20 protein-coding genes and 1 pseudogene are annotated in these 25,816 nt (G+C 65.1%); 9 read left to right on the forward strand and 12 right to left on the reverse strand.

Translation table 11 applies throughout. From position 1 onward, the window contains the following. Positions 1 to 92: 92 nt before the first annotated feature. From ACIGKQ_RS08095 to ACIGKQ_RS08120, 6 genes and pseudogenes are all read right to left on the reverse strand, one after another. Complete coding sequence (locus ACIGKQ_RS08095; RefSeq protein WP_287014663.1) at positions 93 to 293, reverse strand: hypothetical protein; 201 nt, start codon at positions 291 to 293, stop codon at positions 93 to 95. A gap of 446 nt (positions 294 to 739) precedes the next feature. Further along, positions 740 to 1,792: a hypothetical protein gene (locus ACIGKQ_RS08100; RefSeq protein WP_246221959.1), complete on the reverse strand. Its 1,053-nt coding sequence runs from the start codon at positions 1,790 to 1,792 to the stop codon at positions 740 to 742. Positions 1,793 to 1,951: 159 nt separating this feature from the next. Continuing rightward, positions 1,952 to 2,434, reverse strand: a pseudogene (locus tag ACIGKQ_RS08105) (TniQ family protein); the annotation flags it as partial. Next, positions 2,400 to 3,473 carry an ATP-binding protein gene (locus tag ACIGKQ_RS08110; protein WP_006369929.1) on the reverse strand — a complete coding sequence of 358 codons (1,074 nt, stop codon included), beginning with the start codon at positions 3,471 to 3,473 and terminating at the stop codon, positions 2,400 to 2,402. The gene ACIGKQ_RS08110 and the pseudogene ACIGKQ_RS08105, both read right to left, overlap by 35 nt. Continuing rightward, positions 3,470 to 5,479: a helix-turn-helix domain-containing protein gene (locus ACIGKQ_RS08115; RefSeq protein WP_079931101.1), complete on the reverse strand. Its 2,010-nt coding sequence runs from the start codon at positions 5,477 to 5,479 to the stop codon at positions 3,470 to 3,472. The genes ACIGKQ_RS08110 and ACIGKQ_RS08115 overlap by 4 nt, the downstream gene beginning before the upstream one ends. After that, positions 5,476 to 6,201, reverse strand: coding sequence for a TnsA-like heteromeric transposase endonuclease subunit (locus tag ACIGKQ_RS08120; protein ID WP_006369927.1), 726 nt, complete (start codon positions 6,199 to 6,201; stop codon positions 5,476 to 5,478). The genes ACIGKQ_RS08115 and ACIGKQ_RS08120 overlap by 4 nt, the downstream gene beginning before the upstream one ends. A gap of 176 nt (positions 6,202 to 6,377) precedes the next feature. On the opposite strand from ACIGKQ_RS08120, the gene lon reads away from it, so the two are divergent. Together lon and ACIGKQ_RS08130 are read left to right on the forward strand one after the other, a co-directional pair. After that, complete coding sequence (gene lon, locus ACIGKQ_RS08125) at positions 6,378 to 8,735, forward strand: endopeptidase La (RefSeq protein ID WP_396573105.1); 2,358 nt, start codon at positions 6,378 to 6,380, stop codon at positions 8,733 to 8,735. Between the two features lie 119 nt (positions 8,736 to 8,854). Continuing rightward, the gene (locus ACIGKQ_RS08130) at positions 8,855 to 9,211 is read left to right on the forward strand and encodes a hypothetical protein (RefSeq protein WP_235721947.1); all 357 of its coding nucleotides are present in this window, start codon (positions 8,855 to 8,857) and stop codon (positions 9,209 to 9,211) included. Positions 9,212 to 9,275: 64 nt separating this feature from the next. Here ACIGKQ_RS08130 and ACIGKQ_RS08135 read toward each other — a convergent pair whose 3' ends face one another. Further along, a complete protein-coding gene (locus ACIGKQ_RS08135) occupies positions 9,276 to 9,899 on the reverse strand; it encodes a TetR/AcrR family transcriptional regulator (RefSeq protein ID WP_266063050.1) in 624 nt (207 codons plus the stop codon). Between the two features lie 437 nt (positions 9,900 to 10,336). On the opposite strand from ACIGKQ_RS08135, the gene dnaK reads away from it, so the two are divergent. The 5 genes from dnaK to ACIGKQ_RS08160 all read left to right on the forward strand — a co-directional run bounded on the left by dnaK (position 10,337) and on the right by ACIGKQ_RS08160 (position 15,703). Beyond that, positions 10,337 to 12,190: a molecular chaperone DnaK gene (gene dnaK, locus ACIGKQ_RS08140; protein WP_396573108.1), complete on the forward strand. Its 1,854-nt coding sequence runs from the start codon at positions 10,337 to 10,339 to the stop codon at positions 12,188 to 12,190. After that, positions 12,187 to 12,819: a nucleotide exchange factor GrpE gene (gene grpE, locus ACIGKQ_RS08145; RefSeq protein ID WP_235721950.1), complete on the forward strand. Its 633-nt coding sequence runs from the start codon at positions 12,187 to 12,189 to the stop codon at positions 12,817 to 12,819. Before dnaK ends, grpE begins: the two co-directional genes overlap by 4 nt. 104 nt (positions 12,820 to 12,923) lie before the next feature. After that, entirely contained in the window at positions 12,924 to 14,126 is a 1,203-nt protein-coding gene (gene dnaJ, locus ACIGKQ_RS08150) for a molecular chaperone DnaJ (RefSeq protein ID WP_235721951.1), read from the forward strand. After that, positions 14,123 to 14,539, forward strand: coding sequence for a heat shock protein transcriptional repressor HspR (locus ACIGKQ_RS08155; protein WP_272492735.1), 417 nt, complete (start codon positions 14,123 to 14,125; stop codon positions 14,537 to 14,539). The genes dnaJ and ACIGKQ_RS08155 overlap by 4 nt, the downstream gene beginning before the upstream one ends. A 66-nt stretch (positions 14,540 to 14,605) precedes the next feature. After that, a complete protein-coding gene (locus ACIGKQ_RS08160) occupies positions 14,606 to 15,703 on the forward strand; it encodes a hypothetical protein (protein WP_396573112.1) in 1,098 nt (365 codons plus the stop codon). A gap of 14 nt (positions 15,704 to 15,717) precedes the next feature. Here the strand turns inward: ACIGKQ_RS08160 and ACIGKQ_RS08165 are convergent, their stop codons facing one another. After that, a complete protein-coding gene (locus ACIGKQ_RS08165; protein ID WP_235721953.1) occupies positions 15,718 to 16,869 on the reverse strand; it encodes an FAD-binding oxidoreductase in 1,152 nt (383 codons plus the stop codon). Positions 16,870 to 17,008: 139 nt separating this feature from the next. Here ACIGKQ_RS08165 and ACIGKQ_RS08170 point away from each other — a divergent pair, with 139 nt between their 5' ends. Continuing rightward, the gene (locus ACIGKQ_RS08170) at positions 17,009 to 18,145 is read left to right on the forward strand and encodes an amidohydrolase (protein WP_235721954.1); all 1,137 of its coding nucleotides are present in this window, start codon (positions 17,009 to 17,011) and stop codon (positions 18,143 to 18,145) included. A 203-nt stretch (positions 18,146 to 18,348) separates the two neighbouring features. On the opposite strand, the gene ACIGKQ_RS08175 is transcribed toward ACIGKQ_RS08170, so the two are convergent. From ACIGKQ_RS08175 to ACIGKQ_RS08190, 4 genes are all read right to left on the reverse strand, one after another. Beyond that, positions 18,349 to 19,596 (reverse strand): DUF222 domain-containing protein, encoded by a 1,248-nt coding sequence (locus ACIGKQ_RS08175; protein ID WP_396573114.1) that lies wholly within the window; start codon positions 19,594 to 19,596, stop codon positions 18,349 to 18,351. 229 nt (positions 19,597 to 19,825) lie between these two features. Continuing rightward, positions 19,826 to 20,758 (reverse strand): serine/threonine-protein kinase, encoded by a 933-nt coding sequence (locus ACIGKQ_RS08180; protein ID WP_328715180.1) that lies wholly within the window; start codon positions 20,756 to 20,758, stop codon positions 19,826 to 19,828. Positions 20,759 to 20,855: 97 nt separating this feature from the next. Beyond that, positions 20,856 to 23,003 carry a DUF2339 domain-containing protein gene (locus tag ACIGKQ_RS08185; RefSeq protein ID WP_396573116.1) on the reverse strand — a complete coding sequence of 716 codons (2,148 nt, stop codon included), beginning with the start codon at positions 23,001 to 23,003 and terminating at the stop codon, positions 20,856 to 20,858. Between the two features lie 143 nt (positions 23,004 to 23,146). After that, positions 23,147 to 24,106 carry an intradiol ring-cleavage dioxygenase gene (locus tag ACIGKQ_RS08190; RefSeq protein ID WP_328715091.1) on the reverse strand — a complete coding sequence of 320 codons (960 nt, stop codon included), beginning with the start codon at positions 24,104 to 24,106 and terminating at the stop codon, positions 23,147 to 23,149. Between the two features lie 116 nt (positions 24,107 to 24,222). Here ACIGKQ_RS08190 and ACIGKQ_RS08195 point away from each other — a divergent pair, with 116 nt between their 5' ends. Then, entirely contained in the window at positions 24,223 to 25,593 is a 1,371-nt protein-coding gene (locus ACIGKQ_RS08195) for an FAD-linked oxidase C-terminal domain-containing protein (protein WP_328715089.1), read from the forward strand. The last annotated feature ends 223 nt before the right edge of the window (positions 25,594 to 25,816 follow it).

Here is a 25,816-nt window from a genome sequence, read left to right on the forward strand (position 1 = left end):
CCCCCCACACTCTGACTGCGACCACCGACAAGCGTGAGACGTCAACGATGTCCCGACGACACGACGTCAAGCATGTCCCGAGCCCTTACACGTCACACGTCGGCAACCCACCGGTGGCGGGTGGAGCCGTCGTGCTGGTACTCCGTCTCCAACTCTTGAAAGAACTCAGTGATGTACATGCTGGAGCGATACGGGAAGTACCGAACTTCGTCGACGTTCTGGGCATCGTCGCGTCCGAGGTTGCCCACGACGAGGTTTCCAAGAGCTTCGAGGTTGCGGCGACGGAACTTCACATGGGCATTGTTGCAAGCGACGCCGACGAATGCCCACACCTCGCGCGACCCTGCGGGCGATGCCCGATCAAGACCGAGGCGTTCGACTACCAGTTCGTCGGACCATCCGGGTAGCGTGTCGCAAGGGTCGGTTCCGAACTCGGCGGCCATGCCGTCGGCGGCAGGGAGATTGCACGCCCTGGTGGTTCTCGATCAATTTCCCACGGTGTATAGCGTGGACTTGCGGCGTTGAAGGTGTGCTGCAGGAGGATTTCCATCAGTGAGTTGAGTTGCCCGACTCCTTTGAGCCCGTGGCGTCGGTATGACTCATTCGCCTCGTAGACATCTGCGCGGCACATGTGCTGATCCGCCTCAAGCGTTCCGCGGTAGAGTGAGGGCATTCTCGAAGCCACTGACGAGCGCGAGTCAGATCTGTTGCCGGAGTGTCCTGTCTGCACGTAGCTCCTTCAAGGTGGGCGCCATTCAAGTGGCTCCTCGCCGAATCCCAGGTCAGGCAACAGGCTGTTTGATCGGATTGTGGACCACTGCTCGCGTACCAGGTTGCGCGCCGAGCTGAGATCGCCGTCGTTGGAATCCTCAGAGTAGAGCGATTCTGTCGCGAACTCGGCGGCCCCGCCGGTGTAGACCTCCCAAATCGCGACGGCTAGCGCGTGTGGAGTCACTGCTCTGAACGTGCGGCTCGTGCTAAGAATTCTCGCAATGGAGATCGTGAGATCTGGATTGGCAAGTTGAAGCCGCCGGCGGTGGTAATCGATAGGAGGCGGGCCGGTGAGCAGTTCCCGGGTCTGGTTCTCGATCTGATCCAGGGTGTCGGTCCAATCGCCGCTGCGCTTGATCCGGCGGATGAGTAGTGGTGGGTAGCGCGAGAATTCGTGAGGCAGTCCTAGCGCGAAAGCGATATGGCCCCAAGGTCTCGCGGTCCCAGACCGTGCAAGGAGCATGGAAAGGACGGCGCGATCCTTCGCAGTCGTGTAGTCGCGGAATCCCGTCCAGTGAACTTGAGGTATCGACGAGAGAGGAATGTGGTTGCCCGGGATCTCGTGGGCCGTCGGATAACGGGCACACCCACTAGCAACTCGAAACGTCAGTTGTGCCGTCGGCGATAGCTTTTCGGCGAGCGGGGTGATGGCGAGGTGGCCGATAACCGCATTCGTCCGACTACGGGGCAAATCTCGGCCGTCCCTGAGAAGCCAGGTTCCTGGAGTAAGGACGCTCTGCTCTACGGCGAGCGAATGAGCCGCATGAACGTCCTCCTCGCAGAGGATGGACTTTACCTTGAGGAGTTGCTCGAGGCACGCGGCGTCAGGGTCGCTTGCTGCTTGACAGCTCATAATGGGCTTGCCCAGCGTCAGAGCCGCGTCGAAGTATTCGCGTGTACTGAACCGCTGACCGCCAAAGCTGTTCGTCGAAGGCTCTGATGCACCGCGTGCGAGTTCGAGAATCCAAACCTGAGCTTCAACGATCTCGGGGGCAACCCTACGGAACTCGACGTCGCGCAAGTCGTGGCCGCAGTATGCGTGTCGAGTTCTTGGTGTTCGGGGGCGATTGTCGCGCTGCGGACAGGCCCAGTTGGGGTCGGTGCTATTGGGCCAACTCGTGCCCGCCCACGGCGTCTCGGCGCACCGAGGGCAGTTGGTAGGCATCAAGATCGCATGTTCGACACAGACGCGGTGTAGCGGCAGTGACCATGTCGAGTTCCAGTATCCTTGCTGAGCAAGGCATTCGGGACAGTAGGAAGGGTCGAGGGGCATCGATTCCGAAGACTTACCGTACCGTTCCCAGTGCGTGCGAAATGCGGAAACAGCCTCGGATATGAGTCCTGCCCGGAGGTATCGGGCTCGTTCGTCCGGTAGCCCCACCGTATCCACAATCAAATCACTGTGCTCAGCGATATGCGCAGAGACTCGTGTGGGGGACCAGGCACTCGTTGGAATCCCGAGTTCTCGGAGTAGCGCGCGTGCGGTGAGTCCGTAGCGGTGGCCGAAACGGCGCAGCCAACTCGGTGCGGTCTCATCGTCCCTGGGGGCGACGAGTATGGGAAGCCGCCGCGGGTTGTACCCGTCTGGTATCGCAATTGCGGAGGGTAGTTGCTCCGCGTCGGTTCTCTCACCTCTTGGGAGTGGTGAGCCGCTGAGCGGCATTGTCAACGACGACCTCCTCCAGGATGCTCGCAGTAATTTGCTCGGTGCCCGTCTTAATAGCCAGATAGGCGGCCCGATCGAGCAGGTTCGTCAGTGAACCGATGTGCCCTTGCGTTCGGCGGAAGAGTTCCTTGCCGAAATCGGATAGTGTCCCAGGCGTTTGCGCGGCGAGCATTAGGTGCAATTCGAGGGCGTTGAGAAGCGAGATCCAGGCGACGTTGCTGGCATCGGAGTCGGTGTTGAACGGCGCGACGCGTGCACGTGTGGCACGGCGGGCAGTCTGTGCGTACACGGCACCGTCATCGCCTCCCAGGCCCTCGTCGAAGAACTTCTTCTCTGTGAGGCGTACACCGACGTAAATGAACGTGACCGCCATTTCGTTGGCCAAGCCCTTCAGATGATTGCTTACTTCGCGACCGTGACGGTCTCGAAAGTCGATGAAGTGAAGGTCATCGATGACAATTATCTGAGTCTCGCAGCTCCGTACGCAGTCGACCGCGAGCGCACCCAAACCAGAAGTATTCGCACCAGCTACCCCCAGATGGCCATAGAAGGCGAGGATCTTTCTGTTCAGGCCCTTGAGGGTGATTCCAGCATCGAGCGGGATGAAGGCGACCGGAATACGCTGATCGCCTGCGGCGGTCTCGCTGCTGAGGCGGCGAATTGCAGTTCGATGGAACTGCCTTGCGTAGCGGATGGCGATGGTGGTCTTACCGAGACCTGGCGGGGCGTCGATCACGACCGATCCGCGGAGGCGGTCGCCATCGCGACGGTTGGACGCCATGACTTGATCGATGACAGCGAAGGCGTGCGTGAGTTGAGCTGTCTTGACAGTCGGGAGGTTGGCATTCCATACAAAGCGAGCTTCGTTGTAGTCTTCGCGCTCGTCGTCGCTGAGCGCTGCGATCTGTCCCTTCGTGAGGAGTTCCAGGCTCGCGCGCGGCGGCGAATGCACGAAGTCGTGCCAGCCCACTTTTGACGCCAGGTTGTAGCGATGCGGTTGATTGTTTCGAAGCCATAGTGCCCATGGGTTACTCATTCGTCGAATACCTCATAGCTCGAATCGTCTGCACCTTGGTACTTCTCAAACACATCGAGGTCATCGTCCAAATCCCAACCTGGAGGGCGACGTTCTGCTCTCCTCGCGAGAAGGTCGATAACTCCTGGCAGTGATGCAATCTCGTCGTCAGGTTGGCCATCGCCAGTATCGCTTGCCGTGGAACGGGTGCTGGCCAGGCGTCGTGCGAGGGCGCGGTCGCGCTTGGATTTGGTGTTGCCTTTGGACCACTCATCGAGGAGGTTGCGGACGGCGTCCTGTGGGTCGACATGCCGGTTTTCGCGGACGGCCAGAAGCTTGGTGTAGTCGGCGGCGTCCGAGGAGAAGGGCTGGTCGAGTCCACCTGCGTGCTCCCAGACCAGAGGCGACCATTTGCCAGATGAGGGGTCGCGGAAGTACACGCGTCGAACATCGCCGCTGTCTATGTGGATTGGCCATTTTCTAGCCTTCGGACCACCGAAGTTGGACTTGCTATTCCGGTAAGGGTTGAGCGCCGCGCCATCGTATCGGCGCCCATCCACTTCTATGCCATAGTGCTGGATCGTGCGCCACTCCACATTGAGAAACTCGTACGCAAGGTCCGGTGAGGACGGGATGGTGAGTCCACCGGCGCGAGCCAGGCCGATCTCGTACATTTCGAGCGGTGATAGCTCGAGGCCGGGCGTCTCAGGGAGACACAAGCCTTCGTGTTTCGACCGGTGGTACACCCGAGCTGTCCACTCGCGAATTATCGACTCAAGCTCGGCGACGTAGTAGAACGCTTGACTCTCAATGTCTTCACCGCGGTGATAGACGTCGGGTCCCTTGTAGCCCGGCAGTTGCTGAAGCAGGCCGAGCCGAATGGTCTTGAAGAAGCGTTCGACAGTTGGCTTGTCTGACGCCTTCTTTACGATCGCAGGCTGAATCGAGATTCCGAGTCGCGCACAGGCGGATCTGACATGGTGCGAGAGGTAGATCTTGCCATGGTCAACAACGATTGACTCGGGTAGGCAGCCTGGGATGCTCGGAGTGGCATCGTCTGCGGTCGGGTCGTCGCGTTCGATTGCGATCGAACTAGGCACGCCGTGAAACGGCCACGCTCCGTCGTCGACCGGTTCTTGGGGCGTGACCGACTGGTGTAACACATTGGCCACGTCGATTGCCTTGGTTGAAATCGGGGTCAGGCGCAGACCGACAATGCAGCGTGTATAGAGGTCTTGCGCCACAGTGAGTTCGACCGGCACCCAACGCAGCGTGATCGGCTCCATCGCGAACACGTCGAGGCGCGTTGTGTCGAGTACGAAGTACTCTCCGGGGCGCGTGGCGCGCAAACGGCCATACGGGGCCTCCGGCCGGTCGGCGGCGATTCGCCGTGCCTTTCCGCTGCCAAATGAATAGCGACCCTTGGAGAGCTCGTCCAGCCAGCGGTAGGCGGTCGCATTGGATGGGGTGGGCGCCAGATCGGCGCCACACCGCTCGGTCAGCAGATTGTTGGCCTGGTCGATTACTATGTTTCTGCTGGGTGTGGATTCGCGTGTGTACCGATTGAGTACGTCGAGGCACGCCTCCCGCCAGAGTGGGTCGATCGGCGAGCGCTGCTTCCTTGCTTCGACGAGGCCGGCTGGTCCTGACTCTTGATACGCCTTCACCCAGCGTTTGACGGTGCGGTCAGACATGTTGTGTGCGAGAGCGACCGTTTCGGAGCTGCGACCGATAGAGTCGCCGCTGTTGTGATGCATCTCCAGTACTGCTTCGACGACGGCGAGCCGTGCGTTGTAAGTCTCTTGCTGTTTCTTCGTAAGATTCGAAAGCAGTTGTCCGGACGTCTCGCAGGGCCTGCGAGGTGCGTCGAGCGGCTGAGAAGACCTCACGAGGTGTGGAGTGCTCACCGCTCGTGTGCCGCGATCCGATTCGACTATCGACCGACTGTCGCTGATCTCGACTATGCGGACCACGGATCCGTCGATCCACACCCGATCGCCAACAGCAAGTCGATAAGTGTTGCTCATACGGCCTCGGCTCGATGGATCAAGGTGTTGTCGCCGAATGGCCGGGTGAGATCGGCCGTGAAGGTGCCCGTCCACAGAAGCTCGAGGACGATGTGTCGAGGCCGTGCAATCCGCTCGGCTGCGAGTGTGGCTTCAGCGTGCGCGATTGAGAGCTCCTCTGGAAATCGTTCGAGCACCGTCTGGAACAGGGCCGCGCGCGACTCGCGGCGAGCCTGAGAAGCGAATCTGATGTTGTTGATCAACGCCGAGTCCTCGCCGGTCCAAACCTCATAATCGGCGGAGAGGCGCTTGGACACCACCTTGGTCCACGTGAACACGGCCTTGACCTCGTCTTTCTGCGCGATTCGTGGATTCTTGACGTCCACGACCAAATATGACCCATCAGCCCGCGTCAGTAGGAGATCGGGACAGTGGCGTCGGCCGGTACCTCTGTCGTCGCCGGTGATCCAGAAAGGTTGCGCCGTGATCCAAACGACTTCGGGATCGAAGTCGGCAAGCAAGATGCGGTCGCGTTCGAGAAGGCTTTCGTAAACCACGTGGTCGGCTGTTGTACGGGTCCAAAAAAGACCTGGATAGTGGCGTTGGCCGGCGTGGGACGGTGGCAGGCGCACTGGCTGGGCTCGGGCCATCGAGCTGATCGAGTGATCCCTGACCTGACTGATGGTCTCGTCACCGGCTTCGGTAACGAAGCGAATCTCGGTCGCACCGATCTGATCAGGCATTTTGCTATCGTGCCGCATGACAGCCCGATGAGAACGATGACACGCCTATGACAAGCCGATGAGAAAATGACACGTTCGGTGAGAAGCTACACTGTCCGCTCCTGGCGAAATATCACCGGGAACAAACATCCAGCCAGCGAGGTTGAGCCCATCAGACTGAACTTTTTGGAGGTTTGATGTCGCACACATATTCCGTGCCCGTCCTGTTCGTTCCCGATCTGGTCGTCCTCCCCGGCATGGTGGTGCCGGTCCCACTCGACGACGCCGCTCAGGCGACCGTGGACGCTGCACGTGCCAGCGAGTCCGGCAAGCTGCTGGTCGCGCCGCGCCTCGATGACCGCTATCCCACCTATGGCGTCCTCGCCTCGATTGTGCAGGTGGGCCGCATCCCCGGCGGGCACACCGCCGCGGTGATCAAGGGTGAGAAGCGGGCCCACATCGGTACCGGGACCACCGGCAACGGCAACGCTCTGTGGGTGGAGGTCACCGAGGTCGATGACCCCGCGGTCACCGACGAGGTGAAGAACCTGGCCGCCGAGTACAAGAAACTCGTGCTGGCGATGCTGCAACGTCGCGAGGCGTGGCAGATCATCGACGCGGTCAACAAGATGACCGACCCGTCGGATCTCGCCGACACCTCGGGCTACAGCTCGTGGCTCTCCGACGAGCAGAAGCGTGAACTGCTCGAGACCCCGGACATTGCCGAACGGCTCACCCGGCTGATCGAGTGGACCGGCGAACACATCGCCGAGACCGAGGTCAGCGACAAGATCGCCGACGACGTGCGCAGTGGCATGGAGAAGCAGCAGAAGGAGTTCTTGCTGCGCCAGCAGCTGGGCGCCATCCGCAAGGAACTCGGCGAGGACGAACCCGACGGCGCCGACGACTACCGCGGTCGCGTGGAGGCCGCCGACCTACCCGACAAGGTGCGCGAGGCCGCACTGCGCGAGGTCGGCAAACTCGAACGCGCCAGCGATCAGTCGCCGGAGACCAGTTGGATCCGCACCTGGCTGGACACCGTGCTGGAACTGCCGTGGAAGGTCACAACCGACGACTCCACCGACATCAAGGGTGCACGCGAGATCCTCGACACCGACCATCACGGCCTCGACGACGTCAAGGACCGCATCGTCGAATACCTGGCGGTGCGCGCACGTCGCGCCGAGCGCGGCCTGCAGGTCGTCGGTGGCCGCGGCTCCGGTGCGGTCATGATGCTGGCCGGCCCGCCCGGGGTCGGCAAGACGTCGCTGGGCGAGTCCGTTGCCCGGGCGCTGGGCCGCAAGTTCGTGCGCGTCGCCCTCGGCGGTGTGCGTGACGAGGCCGAGATCCGCGGTCACCGCCGCACCTACGTCGGGGCACTACCCGGCCGGATCGTGCGGGCCATCGGTGAGGCGGGATCGATGAATCCTGTTGTGCTGCTGGACGAGATCGACAAGGTCGGCTCCGACTACCGGGGCGATCCGGCGGCGGCGCTGCTCGAGGTGCTCGACCCCGCGCAGAACCACACCTTCCGCGATCACTACCTGGACCTCGATCTCGACCTGTCTGACGTGCTGTTCCTCGCCACCGCCAACGTGGTGGAGAACATCCCGTCGGCGCTGCTGGACCGGATGGAACTGGTGACTCTGGACGGCTACACCGAGGACGACAAGGTGGCCATCGCCCGCGACTACCTGCTGCCGCGGCAGGCCGAACGGGCCGCACTGACCGCCGACGAGGTCGACGTCAGCGACGACGCGCTGCGGGAGATCGCCGCGAACTACACCCGGGAACCGGGTGTGCGACAGTTCGAACGGCTACTCGCCAAGTTGCTGCGTAAGGCCGCGACGAACCTGGAGTCCGGAAAGTCGCAGGCACCCATCACGATCGGTGAAGCCGATCTGAACGACTACATCGGTCAGGCGCGGTTCACCCCGGAATCGGCCGAGCGCACCGCGGTGCCGGGCGTGGCCACCGGGCTGGCCGTGACCGGGATGGGCGGTGACGTGTTGTTCATCGAGGTGAACAGCGTCGACGGCGAACCCGGACTCAAGCTGACCGGCCAACTTGGTGACGTGATGAAGGAGTCGGCGCAGATCGCGCTGTCCTACGTTCGGGCCCACGCCGAGCAGCTGGGCATCGACCCGGCGGTGCTGAACAAGACCATCCATGTGCACGTGCCCGCCGGGGCGGTGCCCAAGGACGGTCCGAGCGCCGGCGTCACCATGGTGACCGCGTTGGTGTCGATGGCGACCGGCCGTAAAGTGCGCGCCGAGGTGGGCATGACCGGCGAGGTCACCCTCAACGGGCGGGTCCTCCCGATCGGTGGGGTCAAGCAGAAACTGCTTGCCGCGCAACGTAACGGCCTGACGACGGTGTTCATCCCGCAGCGCAACGAACCCGACCTCGACGACGTTCCGGCCGAGGTGCTCGATGCGCTCGACGTGCGTCCGATAACCGATGTCGCCGACATCCTCGCGCAGGCGTTGGAACCGGCGGCCGAGTACGGGACGTCGGGACACGGCGCGTCGGATCATGCGGTGTCCGCCGCCTGATCTGCACAACTGACACCACAGCGGGCCACGACGACGATAATTGTTGTCGCGGCCCGCTCTGGTGTCAGCCGTGGTCCACCGGAACGGGTAACGCTGTCGCGCCGACCCGAGGAGTGCTGATGGCCGATCTACCCACCGTGACCGACGCCGAGATGCAGACGAGTCTGCAGTACGCGCAACCCTATTCGGTCGTGATCCTCCGTACCGGTCCGAACTACGATTCGCCGGAGGCCTCAGCCATCATCTGGGAACACGGCAGGCGCAACTTCGCCCTGCGCGCGGCCGGCGCGCTGGCGGTGGTGCTACCTGTCATCGACGACACCGACGTCTGCGGTGTGGGAGTCTTCGACCGCGACGTCGAGACCACCACCACGCTGATGGACGACGATCCCGGAGTAGCCGCGGGTGTGTTCACCTTCACTGTGCACCCTGCACGCGGCTTCCCCGGCGATGCGCTGCCGCCCGAAGCGCTCTGAACTGCCGGGGTCGGCGACAACGTCAACGCTGCCACCACCCTCGCCGGCGATGAGCACAACGTGGCTATGGCGTGATTGCCGTCCACTGCGATGTCTCGCTGCCGATCGTGCAGATATGTGACATCGCCATCTTGACCATCGGCCGGGTCACCGTGTCGAGTTTGCCGAGCACGAGTTGCTGGACGAGCCCGTCCATCAGCGCGACGACGAGATTGGCCGCTTCTTCCGGGTGTTCCGGTCGAAACGGTGCACCCACCGCGACCGACAGGTGGACGAGTTCCTGGCGGTGCGCCTCGATCATCTCCGCCAGGTCGGGATGGAACTGTGCCTCGATCAACAAAGCATGTCGCGCGGTCACGGTCTTGCGGCCCTGGGTGCGTGACAGTTCGACGAACTGCGTGCCGCACTCGACGACGTCGTCGGGCGTGTGCGGGCCCGGCGTCAGCAGGGGGCCGAAGGATTCCAAGGCGATGACCTGAAGCTGCGCGTGCACCGTCTCCAGGGCGAGCGCGAGCAGTCGGCTGCGGGTGGGGGCGTAGTAGTTGATCGAGCCGGGTGGGTAGCCGGCGGTCTCGTCGACCGTGCGATGGGTCAGGGCGTGCAGGCCCTGGGTCGCGATGATCTCGACAGCGGTCTCGCCGAACTTGGTCCGGCGTTCGCCACCGCGGCGTTGCCTCGACTCCACCATGGGAACGTTCCTCCTTCGCCGAATCTGCCGTGGATCGTGGGCCAGCGCAGCGCCCGGTGCTTGGTTCCTTTGTCTACTTTAGGGTGACCCGTCGTTACATCCAGCGAATGCGACGTCGGTCACGCCGTGTCCGTGGCTGATGGCGTCAGCGTGGGCGGCGGCGCCCGCGCGGCGCCAGTGTCGATGATCTTTGCGGCACCGGGAACATTCCAGCGCCTACTGCCGTTGCAGACTACGAGAAACTTGAGTCGATATCACTCAACTCAGTTGACTCCGGCTGATTCTTTCAGTAAGACATGAGTCGGATGCGCTGAAGTTCGGGTCCGACGAGGGTTTCGACAGCATCATCCGAGGTCCGTTCGCAGGCATTAGTTCGCGGACACCCCTCGGACCCGACACGAACTTGGGTGCACACCCATGAACTAGGAGGAACACATATGTCTCGTGCAGTTGGAATCGACCTCGGTACCACCAACTCGGTGGTTTCCGTGCTCGAGGGCGGCGAGGCCGCCGTCATCGCCAACGCCGAAGGCTCTCGGACGACCCCGTCGGTCGTCGCGTTCGCGCGCAACGGCGAGGTGCTGGTCGGGCAGCCGGCGAAGAACCAGGCGGTCACCAACGTCGACCGCACCATCCGATCGGTCAAGCGTCACATGGGCGAAGGTGACTGGTCGGTCGAGATCGACGACAAGAAGTACACCCCGCAGGAGATCAGCGCCCGTACGCTGCAGAAGCTCAAGCGCGATGCGGAGTCCTACCTGGGTGAGGACGTCACCGACGCGGTCATCACCGTGCCGGCCTACTTCAACGACGCCCAGCGTCAGGCCACCAAGGAAGCCGGTCAGATCGCCGGCCTCAACGTGCTGCGCATCGTCAACGAGCCCACCGCCGCGGCCCTGGCATACGGCCTGGACAAGGGCGAGAGCGAGCAGACCATTCTCGTCTTCGACCTCGGTGGCGGCACCTTCGACGTCTCGCTGCTCGAGATCGGCGACGGCGTCGTCGAGGTCCGCGCGACCTCCGGTGACAACCACCTCGGTGGTGACGACTGGGATCAGCGCGTCGTCGACTGGCTCGTCGACAAGTTCAAGAGCCAGAACGGCATCGACCTGACCAAGGACAAGATGGCCATGCAGCGTCTGCGTGAGGCAGCCGAGAAGGCCAAAATCGAACTGTCTGCCTCGCAGAGCACCTCGATCAACCTGCCCTACATCACCGTCGACGCCGAGAAGAATCCGCTGTTCCTCGACGAGCAGCTCTCGCGCAGCGAATTCCAGAAGATCACCTCCGATCTGCTGGAGCGCACCCGCTCGCCGTTCCAGGCCGTCATCAAGGACGCCGGCATCTCCGTCGGCGACATCGACCATGTCGTCATGGTCGGTGGCTCCACCCGTATGCCGGCCGTCACCGAACTGGTGAAGGAACTGACCGGTGGCAAGGAGCCCAACAAGGGTGTCAACCCGGACGAGGTCGTCGCCGTCGGTGCCGCCCTGCAGGCCGGCGTGCTGCGCGGCGAGGTCAAGGACGTGCTGCTGCTCGACGTGACGCCGCTGAGCCTCGGTATCGAGACCAAGGGTGGCGTCATGCACAAGCTCATCGAGCGCAACACCACCATCCCGACCAAGCGGTCGGAGACCTACACCACCGCCGAGGACAACCAGCCGTCGGTGCAGATCCAGGTGTATCAGGGTGAGCGTGAGATCGCCTCGCACAACAAGCTGCTCGGTTCGTTCGAACTCGGCGGCATCGCCCCGGCGCCGCAGGGTGTCCCGCAGATCGAGGTGACCTTCGACATCGACGCCAACGGCATCGTGCATGTCACCGCGAAGGACAAGGGCACCGGTAAGGAGAACTCGATCCGTATCCAGGAGGGTTCGGGTCTGAGCAAGGAAGAGATCGACCGGATGGTCAAGGACGCCGAGGCGCACGCAGACGAGGATCGTCAGCGTCGCGAGGAGGCCGAGACCCGCAACCAGGCCGAGTCGCTGGTCCACCAGACCGAGAAGTTCCTGAAGGACAACGAGGACAAGGTGCCCGGTGAGCTCAAGGACAAGGTCACCGCGGCCATCTCCGAGGCTCAGGAGGCACTGAAGGGCACCGACATCGCGGCGATCAAGTCCGCGGTGGAGAAGCTCTCGACCGAGTCCCAGGAGATGGGTCAGGCGATCTACGCCGCGTCGGCCGCCGAGTCGCCCAACGGTGAGGCGCCGCAGGGTGACAACGCCGGTGGCGACGATGTCGTGGACGCCGAGGTCGTCGACGAACCGTCCTCCTCCGGAGACAACAAGTGACCGCAGGTGAGCCGGAAGGCGTCCAGGAGCAGGAACCGGTCACGGTGACCGATCGTCGTCGCATCGACCCGGAGACGGGCGAGGTGCGCGAGGAGCCGGCCGCCGGGCCCGGCCCTGCGGAGGCCGAACCCGTCGCCGATCCGCAGGCCGACGGCGAGCCGGAGGTGAGTGATCTCGCCGACGAGCGCGTCGCCGAGCTGACGGCAGATCTGCAGCGGGAGCGTGCCCAGTTCGCCAACTTCCGGCGGCGTGCCGCAGAAGAGAAGCAGGGCTCGGTCCTCTACGGCAAGCAGCTGCTCATCGACAAACTGCTGCCGGTGCTCGACGATCTCGATCGTGCCCGCCAGCACGGTGACCTCGACGAGGGGCCGCTACGCAGCGTGGCCGACAAACTCGTCGCCGCGCTGTCGGCCGAGGGCCTCACCACGTTCGGTGCGCCGGGCGATGTGTTCGACCCGGAACTGCACGAGGCCGTCCAGCACGATGGTGATGGGGCCGAACCCGTCATCGGCGCCGTCTATCGCACCGGCTACCGGCTCGGCGAGAAGGTGATCCGTCACGCGATGGTCACGGTCACCGATCCGTCGGACGTACCGAGCGATGCGGCCGAACAGACTGGTGCACAATAAGCGCACCGACGACGGGCCACGAAGGGTTGTGCACGGCAATCCTTCGTGGCCCGCTCCACACAACTTCATCCAGACAACTGAGATATCGAAGGAGGTGACGTCTGGTGGCTCCACAACGGGAGTGGTTGGAACACGACTTCTACAAGGACCTGGGCGTTGCTTCTGACGCTTCGGCTGAAGAGATCAAGAAGGCCTACCGGAAGCTCGCCCGCGAACTCCATCCGGACGCGAACCCGGGCGACACCGCGGCCGAAGAACGCTTCAAGCGGGTGTCCGAAGCACACAGCGTGCTGGCCGATCCAGAGAAGCGCAAAGAATACGACGAGACCCGCGCGATGTTCGCCGGTGGGCGATTCCGTGGCGGGGGCAATGGCTTTCCCGGCGGTTTCTCGGGAGGCGGTGGAACGCACTACACGACGACGCCGGGGGCCGACTTCAACATCGGTGACCTGTTCGGCGGTGGTGGTGGCGCCGGCGGCGAGTCGGCGGGCGGTTTCGGCGACCTATTCGACGGGCTGTTCAATCGCGGTCCGCGAACCTCCACGGCGACGCGGCCCAAGCGTGGCAACGACCTCGAGACCGAGACGACCCTGACGTTCAAGGATGCCGCGACCGGCACGACCGTACCGCTTCGGGTGACCAGCCCGGCGCCGTGCACCACCTGCCACGGCAGTGGTGCCAAACCGGGTACCAGTCCGCGCGTCTGCCCGAACTGCAACGGGTCCGGATTCGTCAGCCGCAACCAGGGCGCGTTCGGGTTCAGCGAACCGTGCCAGGACTGCCAGGGCACCGGGTCACGGATCGACGATCCGTGCACCGACTGCGAGGGCAGCGGCGTGAAGGTACGCGCACGCACCATCAATGTGCGTATCCCGGCCGGTGTCGAGGACGGCCAACGCATCCGGCTGGCCGGCCAAGGCGAGGCCGGTCGCCGTGGTGCTCCCTCGGGTGACCTCTACGTGGTGGTCCATGTGACCGCTGACAAGGTGTTCACTCGCAGCGGTAACGACCTGAAGGTGCAGTTGCCGGTCAGCATCTCCGAACTGGTCCTCGGCGCCACCGTGTCGGTGCCCACACTCGACGGCAGTGTGGGAGTGAAGATCCCCGCCAACACCACCGACGGGCGCACGCTACGCGTGCGCGGACGAGGTGTACCGAAACGTTCGGGTGGGGCGGGTGACCTGCTGGTGACGGTGAAAGTTGCCGTGCCGCCGAAGCTCGACGACGACGCAGTCGAGGCCATGCGTCGTTACGCCGCCGCGGAGAAGGCCGCCGGTTTCGATCCACGCGCCGGTTGGGGGCGATGATGGTGGCCGGTAACCACGACCGCAACAAGTTCGACGGAGAAGCCGCCGCGACCTTCATGATCTCGGTCGCGGCGGAACTGGCCGGCATGCACGCTCAAACGTTGCGGACCTACGACCGGCTCGGGCTGGTCACGCCGCAGCGCACCACCGGCGGTGGTCGGCGGTACTCCGCGCGCGACGTCGAGGTGCTGCGCGAGATCCAGCGCCTGTCGCAGGAGGAGGGCGTCAACCTCGCCGGCATCAAACGCATCATCGATCTGGAGAACCAGGTCGACGCCCTGCAGCAGCGCATCCGCGAGCTGCAATCCGAAGTCGACAGCGGCGCGGCTCGTAGGGGCGGCGAGCTGGTGCCGGTGCCGCGCACCAGCGCACTGGTGGTGTGGCAGCCGCGCCGCAAGCGCAAGACCAACTGATCGGTACCTCGGCCCACCCGTTACCCTGACTCGGGACAAAAGCGTCGTTGTAGACAGGACGAGGACATGGCCGAGACCAGAAGCGCCCAGTACGGGGGCGGTTCGAGCTCGGACGGATCGGTCCTCGGGATCTCCGTGGTCGAGGATCGAGTCGCCTCCGTGGTGCGCGGTGCCGACGGCGACATCATCGCCAGCAACCTGGTCGACCTTCCGGATCCGTCGGCGCAGAGCGCCGAGAACGCCATCCACGAACTCGTCGACTCGGTGCCGTACGAGATCAATCGCATCGGTGTCGCCTGCGCCCGACCCGCCACCCAGAGCTACCTGCAGGCCAATCTGGCGCGGGGTACGTCGCGGCCGGCCTGGTACGACAAGGTGGCCGTCACCGACATGCCGGCGGCGTTGGCCGAGGTGGCCCGGACTGCCGCATCCGGTACCGGGATCGTCGCTGCGATTGATCTGGATCGTGACGCCGTCCCGTCGCCGGGTTCGTCGGTCGTCAACCTCGATTCGGCAACCGGCGAGGTCCTGGGAACGGCCGAGTTCGCCTACGGGTCGCCCGGCCCGGTCACCGATCCCGCCCATGCGGGCGCTGTCGCCGACGCGGTGATGGCGGCACCTGGAGGGTCTGCCGTCACGTCGGTGGTACTCACCGGCCCCGGCGCCGAGGTGGCCGGAACGTCGGCGGCTCTCGAGTATGCGCTGGCGCGACCGGTCACTGTCGTTGATCAACCGGCGCTCGCGGCGGCGGTCGGCGCGGCGGTGTTGGCGCTGCGGCCGGGGGCGGTTGTGCGTACCCCGTCGACGCGTCGCTGGTGGCTCATCGGCGCGGCGATGGCGGCGGCACTGGCCCTCGGTGCGATTGCGGCGTCCGCGGTGTTCGCCGGTGTGGACGCCACCGAAGAGGAGCCGACACCAACTACGACGGTCACCGAGACCGCAGAAGCGTCGACGGTGACCCGCACCGCTGCGCCGGTCACCGAGGTCCGCACCCGCGTCGCCACCACAACAGTGACCGAATCGCGCGATGCCACGAGCACCACGACGGAGACCGAAACCGAGACGGAGACGTCGACGGAGACCGAGACGGTCACCGAGCAGCCGACTGAGACGGTCACCGAGACGACCACCGTGTCCGTCGCCGGTCAGACTCCCGGCCCGTAGGTCCGAGTCTTTCGTCAGACCACGGGGTCGTGCTGGATGAGGCTCGCCCGAGCACCTGCGATGAGCATTCGCCGGCGAGTCGCCTCGATCATCTTCGCCGATCCGGCGATGAGCACCTGGTGCTCGTCCCACGGGCCGGCGGCTGCGGCGACATCGGCGAGGGTGCCGATGTGGTGCTCGATGCCCAGCGCTTCGGGGGTGGCCACCGCGGTGATCCACCACGGATCGGTGGTCTCTTCGGAAACCGCGGTGACGCGCAGCCAAGGGTTGGTCGCCGCAATTCGACGCAATACGACGAGGTCGTAGAGTTCGCCCGGATAGCGCATGCCGTAGAAGATGTGGGTAGGCGGAGTATCGGCGCGCTTGGACATTTCGATGAGCAGCGCCCGCAGCGGCGCCAGGCCGGATCCGCCGGCCACCATCACCACCGGGCGGTCCGGTTCGATGTGCAGGGTGCCGTGCCCTTGTGCGAAATGCCAGACGTCGCCGACCCGCGTCTCGCCGACGATGGCGCAGCTCACAGTGCCGCCTTGCACGCCCCGCACGTGAAACTCCAGCTCACCGCGCGGGTTGGGCGGGATCGCCGGCGACAGACTTCGCCACGCTTTCGGGCGCTGCGGAATCTGCACCTCGAGGTACTGGCCGGGGGCGAACCGTAGAGGTGCCTTGGACAGCAGCCGCACCACCGCGAGGTCGCGGGTGATGCGGAACTTCTCCACCACCTCCGCCGACCAGAGCGCCGGGAACGGCGCTGTCTCGGCGGCGCCGCGCATCACGCCGGTGGTCAGCATCATCGCCTGAGTTACCGTCTGGGCGGTTTCGTCATCCCAGTAGTCACCCAGCAGCGATGCGAACTCGGCGATCAGTGCCCGATAAATGACACCGTAGTGCTCGGGGCGGACTCCGAATTTGCGGTGATCACGGCCGAGTTGGGCGAGGAACTCCACGAGCTCGGGGTGGCCATCTGCCTGCGGAATCACGTCGAGGACGTGGTCGATGACCCGGAAGAACGCATCGCGCTGACCGGACATGACCGCCGGGAACAGTTCGCGAAGATCGGGATCGATGGCGAACATGCGCGTGTAGATGTTGGCCGAGAACCGGTCGGGGTCGCGGTTGATCAGCTCGCGGAGCTGGTGGAGGACGTGTCGCGAATGATTGGCCACGGGCCGGTCACCTCCCCTGAGCGTGTCGCATGGTCGGCGGGATCGATGCCCGCCCCAGAGAGCCTAGCGGTCCATCGACGGCGACTTGCGATCGATCAATCGATGTCGGGTTCGCGACGACTGTGGCAACCTCGGGTACGTGAGCTTGCTCGATGGTGTTGTCAGGGGAATTGTCGACGCTCATCTGCACCAGTGGAATCCGCGGAGCACGCCGTGGGCGGCGAATCGGCTCTCGCGGCTGTATCGGTTCGTGCCCGCATTCGGCGACCGGGTTTTCCCGATGGTGGTGTCGCAGGCCGACCGGGAGTACGTTCTCACCCCGAGCACCGTCGCGCGCGTGTACGAGCCTATGCAGTACCTGGCCGACACCTCCCCGGTCTTCAAGACCGCCGGTGTGCGGGTGGACACCGTGGTGCACATGGAGTCGCACTGGCGCGGCGACGAGACCGCCGGCCGCGTCGACACTCCCGCGGGGAGGTCGGCCGTCGAGGAGACGCGGTACGTGACGACCCTGCCGTTCGGTGCGGATTCGTTGCCTCAACTGGGTGCGATCGTTGCCCACGCCGACCCGCGGGCCGAGCGTTTCGCCGAACTCATCGACGAACATGCCGCCTTGACCGACCGACTTCGTGGCATTCGGTGGATCACCACCCGTCACCCAGACCCCAAGATCCGCAATGGGGCCGATGCTGATGGCATCTTGTCCTCCCCGTCGTTCTTGAAGGGCTTCGCCGAGGTTGCCGACCGACGCCTGGTGTTCGACGCGTTCGTCTACTCTCATCAGCTCTACGACGTGGTGACTCTGGCGCGGGAGTATCCCGAGGTCACCATCGTCGTCGACCACGTCGGGGCGCCGGTCGGGGTGTTCGGACCCGTCGGCGCGCGAACCGGTGCCACTGCGGGTGCGCGCGCAGACATCATGCGGTTGTGGCGCGAACGAATGGTCACCCTGGCGGCCTACCCGAACGTGATGGTGAAGCTGTCCGGACTCGGGCTGCCGGTTCTGGGCTACGGACGGGAGCGGTGGGGCAATGTCGGCAGCCGGGCGACACTGACCGAGATGGTCGGCCCGCTGGTCGACCATGTGTTCACCCATTTCGGTGCCGACCGCGTGATGTTCGGCTCCAATTTCCCCATCGACAAGCCCAACGTATCGTTCGACATGATCGTCGGCGCACTGGTCGATCTGATCGCGCCGCTCGGCGGCGACTACGCACTGAGTAAAGTATTCCGAGACAATGCTTTACGCGTCTATAAGATCGAGACACCCGGCTGAGCGAATGTCCTGGCCGGCGTGTGGGGTCGCGTACCGCGCACCACAAGGGTTGCTGTGCAACCGATGTGGCCGTCGGGTACGCGACACCACTGTGGTGCCGGAGGGTTAACTCTATGGAGTTGTCAAGGGACGGTTGCGGTCCCGACCGGGGTCGGGTGCGTGGGAAGACGTGGCTGCGTGACCTACTCGCCAGTCAGCGTGGCTCAGGCGGCGGCGGGTAGGTTGTCGAGGTTCATCGTGCGCCGGTTGTAGGCCGGTATCGGCCGACGTGTCGGGTCGACGGTGACGGGTGGGATGAGCCAGGGATGTCGGTCGTGGCCCATGATCACCTCCCACCCGTTGTGGTGGATGTCGGCATGACACGACGGGCACAGCAGACAGCCGTTGTCCAACACCGTGATTCCACCATCAGCCCAATGGACAATATGGTGGCCTTGGCAGCGGGAGGCCGCCACGCCGCATTTGATGCAACACTCGTCGCGTTTGTGCAACGCCTTACGGAGATGGGCTGGGAACAGGCGTTTGTCTTTACTCATCTCCATCGGCACCGCCTCACCGTCGACGATCGCGACCGTCGCGGTGGTGTCGCACGTCAACGTGCGCAACATGGCTTCAGTGATCGACCCCATGAACGGCAACTCGGCCAAATCAGGAGTATCAGCGGGCACCGACACCAGCAGCTGGTGACGCGGCGCGGACGCCACATCACCACTACGGGCAGCGATATCGAGTAATGCCTCCAACGCGTCGGCGTGGCGGCGCTCCGGGCCGCGGGCATCAGGCGACCCGTCGGGTTCGGGACGCGGTGCCGCCAACTCTTCCATCGCCGCCGAGAATTTTTCGCCGACCTCGGTGTTGAGGTCGGCGCGCACCTGCAGCCGTCCGTCACCATCGACATCGTGGGTGAGCGCATTGACGTTACGGTCTTCGGAGGCGGGTAGCCCACCGGTGTCCTCAGCGGCCTGGTTACCCAGACGACGGGCACGTTTGCCGATGTCGGCGGGGGTGGCGCCGGAAAAGAATTGGGCGAGAAGTTCGGTCACGATGTTTAGACGCGCCACATCGTCGATCGGTTCCGCCGATCTTTTCCCGACATGATCGACCCCTTTACCCACCGCGTCGACATGCTCGGCGGAGATCGCCCCATCAGCGGCGTGCGCGGCCAGGGTCGGCAGCTGCTCACGGGCGGCGGCGATACGGATCAGACGGGACGCGACCGCCGGGGCCAACCCCATCACGATCAACAACTCGCTGAGTTTGCGGCCGTGGTCGCGGGCCACACCGAGTCGGTCCAGATGGCCGACCACCGTCGCGGCGTGATGGTCGATCAGATTGCGCAATGTGACCAGAGCGGTCATCGCATCGAACGCTGCACGCCCCGACATATCGTCGCCCAAGTGCAGGTCACGAACAGAATCAGTGATGGTGGTGAGATCCCCCGAAGCTCCCATGACTCCACTATGGTCGAACACCAGTTCGACGTCAAGGAAATTCTTGAAAATAGTGCAGAAGATTTTTGTGCGGGTGGGGTGGTTTCGATACGCGGCGGGCTCGCAAGCTCGCACGTCGCTACTCAACCGGTGACAGGGGCAGCACGCCGCTACTCAACCGGCGACGGGGCCTGTTCGCAAACTCGCTTGTCACCGCTTCACCGGCGAGGGCGCAAGCGTGAACCGCGGCTCAGCCGGCGGGTTGACGCGCCCATGGCCACCACCGTCGGCGAGATGGTGTGGGAACCGGAACATCCTGCAACGCACGGCGAATGATGTCGGTGAACTCGGCACATGTCTCGTAGCGGTCGGCGGGATTCTTCGCCAGGGCCTTCGCGAACACCGAATTCAATGACGATGGCAGCCAGGGTTGCGCCTTGGTCAACCGCGGCACCGGATCATGCAGATGGGCATAGGTGATCGCGAACGCGGTCGCGCGGGGAAACGGGGGTTCGCCGGTGAACAGTTCGAACAGCCCTGCGGCAAAGGCGTATTGGTCCGTGGCGGCGGAGAGTCGTTGGGCGGTCAGCAGTTCCGGTGCCGCATAGGCGATAGAACCTTGGACGCGGCCGTTGCGGGCGAGTGGGCGGGCGTCGTCGAGCAACTGTGCGATACCGAAGTCGGTGAGCACCGCCCGCGGTCGTTCGGACCCCGTTGCGACCATGATGTTGGCGGGTTTCACGTCCCGATGCAGCACCTCCGCCGCGTGCGCGTAGTCGAGTGCAGCTCCGATCTGGGTTGCGATCGCGACAATGGTCTCGACGTCGTCTTCGGTGGGATGTGGTCCGACCAGGTCGTTCGCCGGCCGACCATCGATGTACTCCATCGCCATCCACAGAATCGTTGCGCGCGTCCGGGTCTCGTCCGACTCCTCGGTGGGGTCGATCTCACCACGGGCGTACATGTCGACGATATTCGGGTGGTCGAGGAACGACGCAATGGTGAACTCTCGCTCGAAACGCTCCCGCACGCGTTGCCGGTCGCTGGGCCGGGTGTGTAGCACCTTGAGCGCGACCGATCCGGGCTCGCCGATGTGGCGAGCCCGGTAGACCTCGGCGCTACTGCCGCTGCCCAGAAAGCTGTCGATGACGTATCCCGCCACCTCGTCGCCCGCCCCGTACACAACGTCAGCGTAGTCGGGCCCGGTCCGATCGGCGCGGCGGCTCGAAGTGGTCACGACCTGCACCGTCGCCTTCCATCGGGCTCGGTGGCGTCGTCGGTCACGTCGACCTATTCTGCCCCGGCGAGCTCGTCGCGGGGCCCGGATGCGGAATTGATGTGTCGGCATCGTCGGACAGACTCCGCGCGAACCACGCACCCATGGCCAGTAGCAGCAGTCCGGTGACGATGAACGCCAGCACGCGGAACATGCCGTCGAGGGTGGCGAGGTCGAACAGGAACAACTTCGCGAGCGCCGCGGCGACCACGGCCAGGCCGCCGGCCAGCAGCGGGGTGCGGGCCGCCGACGGCAACCGGCTGGCGTGGGCGAGCGTTGCGCCGCCGGCGATCATCCACGTGATGGTGGCCATCAGATGTCCGGCGAAGAAGCCCTCCTCGGTTCCCGCGACCAGTACCCCGGTCGTGACGGCGAATTCGGTGACTGCGTACAACGCCACCACTCCGAGCGTCAGTCCCCACAGCTGTTCGGCCGACCGGTCGCTCCGTTGCCGGGTTCGGCTCGCCCTGATCCACATGCCGGCGAGGGCCCACACGGCACCGACCAAGAGCACACACTGAACCAGCGTCGTTGCCGCGATCGCCGGATCGATGACGCGGGCGACGGCGAGGTCGGCGGGCGGCGCCGTCGCGAGGGTGCCGATGCCCCCGATCGTCACGAAAGTGGTGGCGATGCCGCGCATGATGCGTGCCATCGACGTACTGCGCCGCGCGGTCATCGCGACGACCGTGCCGAACCCGAGGATCACCGCGACGTCGATGCCGCCGTTGAACGCCGTGGCGACCGCGACCAGCGTCTGCAGCGCCACCGTCATCGACCAGATCTCGCGGACTGCCGTGGTGACACCCGGCATCCGCGGGCCACTGACCACCAGCAGGAGTAGCGCTGCGGCGCAGGTGGCGATCAGCGAGGCCGCGGACAGGTCGTCGACCAGGGCGCCAGACAACAGGACCGGCGCGGACGTGGCTGCGGTGATGGCCGCGAGCAGCGCCGGCTGCGACGAACTCGGGAGCGCGACGAGGGCGCTGCCCAGACCGATCACCACGGTGAGCCCAGCAGCCAGGGCGTAGGTCCACATCGTCGTGTCGGGTCCGACCCCCACGCCTGCGAGGACGGCGATCAACACCAACGGCAACGTCGGCGCCGCCATCCGGACGAGGTACAGCCAGGTCCAGTCACGTCCGAGTTGAACCCAACCGGACGCTGCTGCCAGCACGAGCATGAACGACACGAGCACGATGTCGACGCCCTGGGTCAGAGCCGGGGCCAGCACGGCCACCGGGACAACCACCAGTACTCCGAGGGCTTGGCTGTTCCACATGCGACTGAGCGCCAGCCCGGCTCCGGCGATCACAGCTGCCGCGCTCAGCGCGGCCGGCACGCTCAGCCACTCATAGAACCGAGTGGCCGCCAGCACATCCAGATAGCCGGCCGCCACGCCGGTCGCGGCGAGCGCCACGGCGCCGGTGTGTCCGGCGGGCCGACGATGCCACCACGTCGACGCCACCACCAGCGCTATCGCGAAGACGGCGCCGCCGGCCACCCGAACCTCCGGCCGCAGGATGCCGGCCTGGGCGGCCAGCACCAGCAGCAGCACGATGCCGATGAGGGTGACACCCACGCCGGCGGCCGCCAGCACACTCGCCACCGTGCCCTTGCGGAAGGCCGTCGCGATGCGGTCGGTCAGTGCCGGACGGGTCGACCGCTGCGGGCTCGGCGGCCACGGTGGTGGTGCAGCGGGAGGCGGCGGCGAGTAGCCGGCGGGCAGGTGGGTGGGGTTCGGCGGCATCGCCCGAGTGGCCATCGCCGGGTTGCGCCTGGGGTTTGGTGCCGCTGGGTTGGGTGCGGCCTGGTTGTGTGCAGCTGGGTTGGGCATGGCCTGGCCGGGTATCGGCGGCGCCGGCATCCACGTCGCCGGCGCTCCTGCGGGCGTGGACGTCGCGTCCACCATGATCATCGGCGGTGTCGGCACTATCGGACCGGTCATCGGCGGCACCTGCCGACCCGGCGGCGGGGACTCCATCGTCGGCGACGGCTGCGACGCTGTCTGTGTCGTCGGTTCGACGAGGACGGCTCGCAGCTCGGCGAAGTCGTCGGACATGCGGTGCATCTGCCGAGACATGTCTGCGAACTCGCCGGAGATCCTGGTCAGCAAGTGGGCGGTGGTCTGGTTCACCGGGGTCTGGTTCATGGCTCAAGAGTCGTCGGCGACGCTCCGTGGCACATGAGTAGAGCTACTCGGTCCGCGCGGGTAAACCTGCGTTCTGCTGGGCTTTTGGCGGTGCGGCGGTGGCCATCGACGTCATTCGGACGCCCGACGACCCGCCGGCTGAATCACCCCTGTTGCCGTGGCGCAGGCCCGCCCGACCCACCTGGTGGCATACCCGGACCGCCCGGCCCACCCGACGGAGGCGCACCCATACTCTGCTGATTGTCTTCCTTTGCCGCCACGCCGATGGTGATCGAGATGTCCATGCCGTCGGTGGGGGACCCGGTAACGGTCGCGAGTTCGGCGTCCCATCCGTCGCCGAACACATTGTCGGAAGCCAGCGTCACATTCGACATGTTGGAGATGCTCCGGGCGTAGCCGCTGTCGTAATCGAACACCTCGGTGCAGGCGTCTTCGGGCAGCGCGATCTGCGAGGTCAGTCGGGCATCCGAGCCGGCGACGGCCTGTTCGAGGGAGTCGAAGACCTCGAAGTGGATGTGCGGCCACCGGCCCGCGTAGCAGGCCGGGAAGATCGTGGTGAACCGAACGACGCCATCGGGGTCGGCGACCTGCACGCCGCGCAGGTAGTTCTCGTCGGCAGCGGCGTCGCTGTAGAGGGAGTAGTTGCCTTCGCGATCGCAATGCCACACGTAAACGGCCATACCCTCGCCCGGCGAACAGTCGTCGACCAAGTCCTGCAGGGTGATGGTCAGGGTGGCCGGCACACCCTCGGCGGTGCCCGACGAATCGCCGAAACTCGACCGGATGTCGCTGCGCACGATTCCCGACGCGATCAGCACGTTCGGTCCGTTACTGCCGTCGCCGGGGTACGGGCCGGCTGTCTCCCCTGGCGCGGCCGCCACGCAGCCGTCGGCCGTACCCGTGGCGCCGGCCGCGTCGGTGGACGATGCCCCGGCTGTGCCGGATGCCGCAGAACCGGACCCTGAGGTGTCGGTGCCGCAGGCGGCGGCGGTGGTGGCGACCGCGCCGGTGGCCAACAGCATCAGCGCTCGGCGGCGGCTCAGCGAACGCAGGTCGTAGCGGAGACCTCGGTCGTGTTCGTGTGTCTCATCGTGGCGCTGCATGGACACAACGTACAAACCGGACCTGCCCGTCGTCGGGAGTTCAGCTGTGCGGTTGCTGGGAGGTCTCGGTATGAGAGAACACCGGCGACGGGCCGACGGCGTCCTACAGTGAGGTCATGACCGACGTCGTGAGTCCTGAGTCGCTGGCCGCCGACCTCCCACAAGGCATGGTGGTCACCGACCCCGACATTCTGGAGGCCTATCGGCAGGATCGGGCGCAGGATCCCGCCGCCGGCACTCCGCTGGCCTTGGTCCGTCCGACGACCACCGCCGAGGTGCAGACCACGGTTCGATGGTGTGTACACCACCGCATTCCCTTGGTCACACGGGGAGCCGGCACCAGCCTGTCCGGTGGGTCGACAGCGGTCGACGGCGCGATCATGTTGTCCACCGAGAAGATGCGCGATCTCGTCATCGACACCGCCACGCGTACTGCAGTGGTGCAGCCGGGACTGTTCAACGCCGAGGTCAAAGCGGCCGCGGCGGCCCACGGTCTCTGGTATCCACCCGACCCGTCATCGTTCGAGATCTGCTCGATCGGCGGCAACGTCGCCACCAACGCCGGCGGGCTCTGCTGCGTGAAATACGGCGTCACCACCGACTATGTTCTCGGACTCGAGGTGGTGCTGGCCGACGGGCGGGCGGTACGACTGGGCGGCAAACAGCTCAAGGACTCAGCCGGGCTGCCCCTGACCAAACTCTTCGTCGGCAGCGAGGGGTTGCTCGGCATCGTCACCGAGGTGACGCTGCGACTGCTCCCTCCGCAGGCGCCGGCGTGCACGGTGGTCGGCAGTTTCGGGTCGGTGCACCAGGCCAGTGAGGCTGTCCTCGCGATCACCTCGCAGATTCGTCCGGCGATGCTCGAATTCATGGATGCGGTGTCGATCAACGCTGTCGAGGACATGTTGCGGATGGGGTTGGATCGCGAGGCGGGTGCGCTCCTTGTGGCCCAATCCGACGCGCCCGGACCCGCCGGCGCGGCCGAGGTGGAGATCATCCAGCGCGCCTTCGAACAGCACGGCGCCAGCGAGGTTTTCGCGACCGATGACGCGCAGGAAGGGGAGGCGTTCACCGCCGCTCGTCGTGCCGCGATCCCGGCGGTCGAGAAGCTGGGATCGCTGTTGCTGGAGGATGTCGGGGTACCGCTGCCACAACTGCCCGCGCTCATCGACGGGGTCGCGGGAATCGCGGCGGCACGCGACGTGATGATCTCGGTGATCGCACACGCCGGTGACGGCAACACACATCCGCTCATTGTGTTCGACCCAACCGACTCCGACGAGGCCGCCCGCGCGCAGGCAGCCTTCGGAGAGATCATGGATCTCGCGATCTCGTTGGGCGGCACCATCACCGGCGAACACGGAGTGGGTCGGCTGAAGAAGGCGTGGTTGCCGAATCAGGTCGGCGACGACGTGATGGAACTGACCGCCACCATCAAAAAAGCTCTCGACCCGCACGGTCTGCTCAACCCCGGTGTGCTGCTGTAGGTTTGGCGGCTCTTCCCAGATGAGGGTGTAGGTCGGCCGGGCGCGTCGGTCCGCAGGTGGACGTCGAGGTCTCCCGACGATGGAGGTTCCTACGCCATCCATCCGAAAGACCTCGACGTGACCGACGCTACCCCGCCGGCCGGCTTCGGCCGCCCTGACCTGACCGCCTTCGCGTCTCATCCCAATCGACCCTGATCGAGTCTGCTGACCCCCTCGACGAGAA

This window comes from Gordonia sp. NPDC062954, assembly GCF_044543825.1.
Lineage (GTDB): Bacteria > Actinomycetota > Actinomycetes > Mycobacteriales > Mycobacteriaceae > Gordonia > Gordonia tangerina.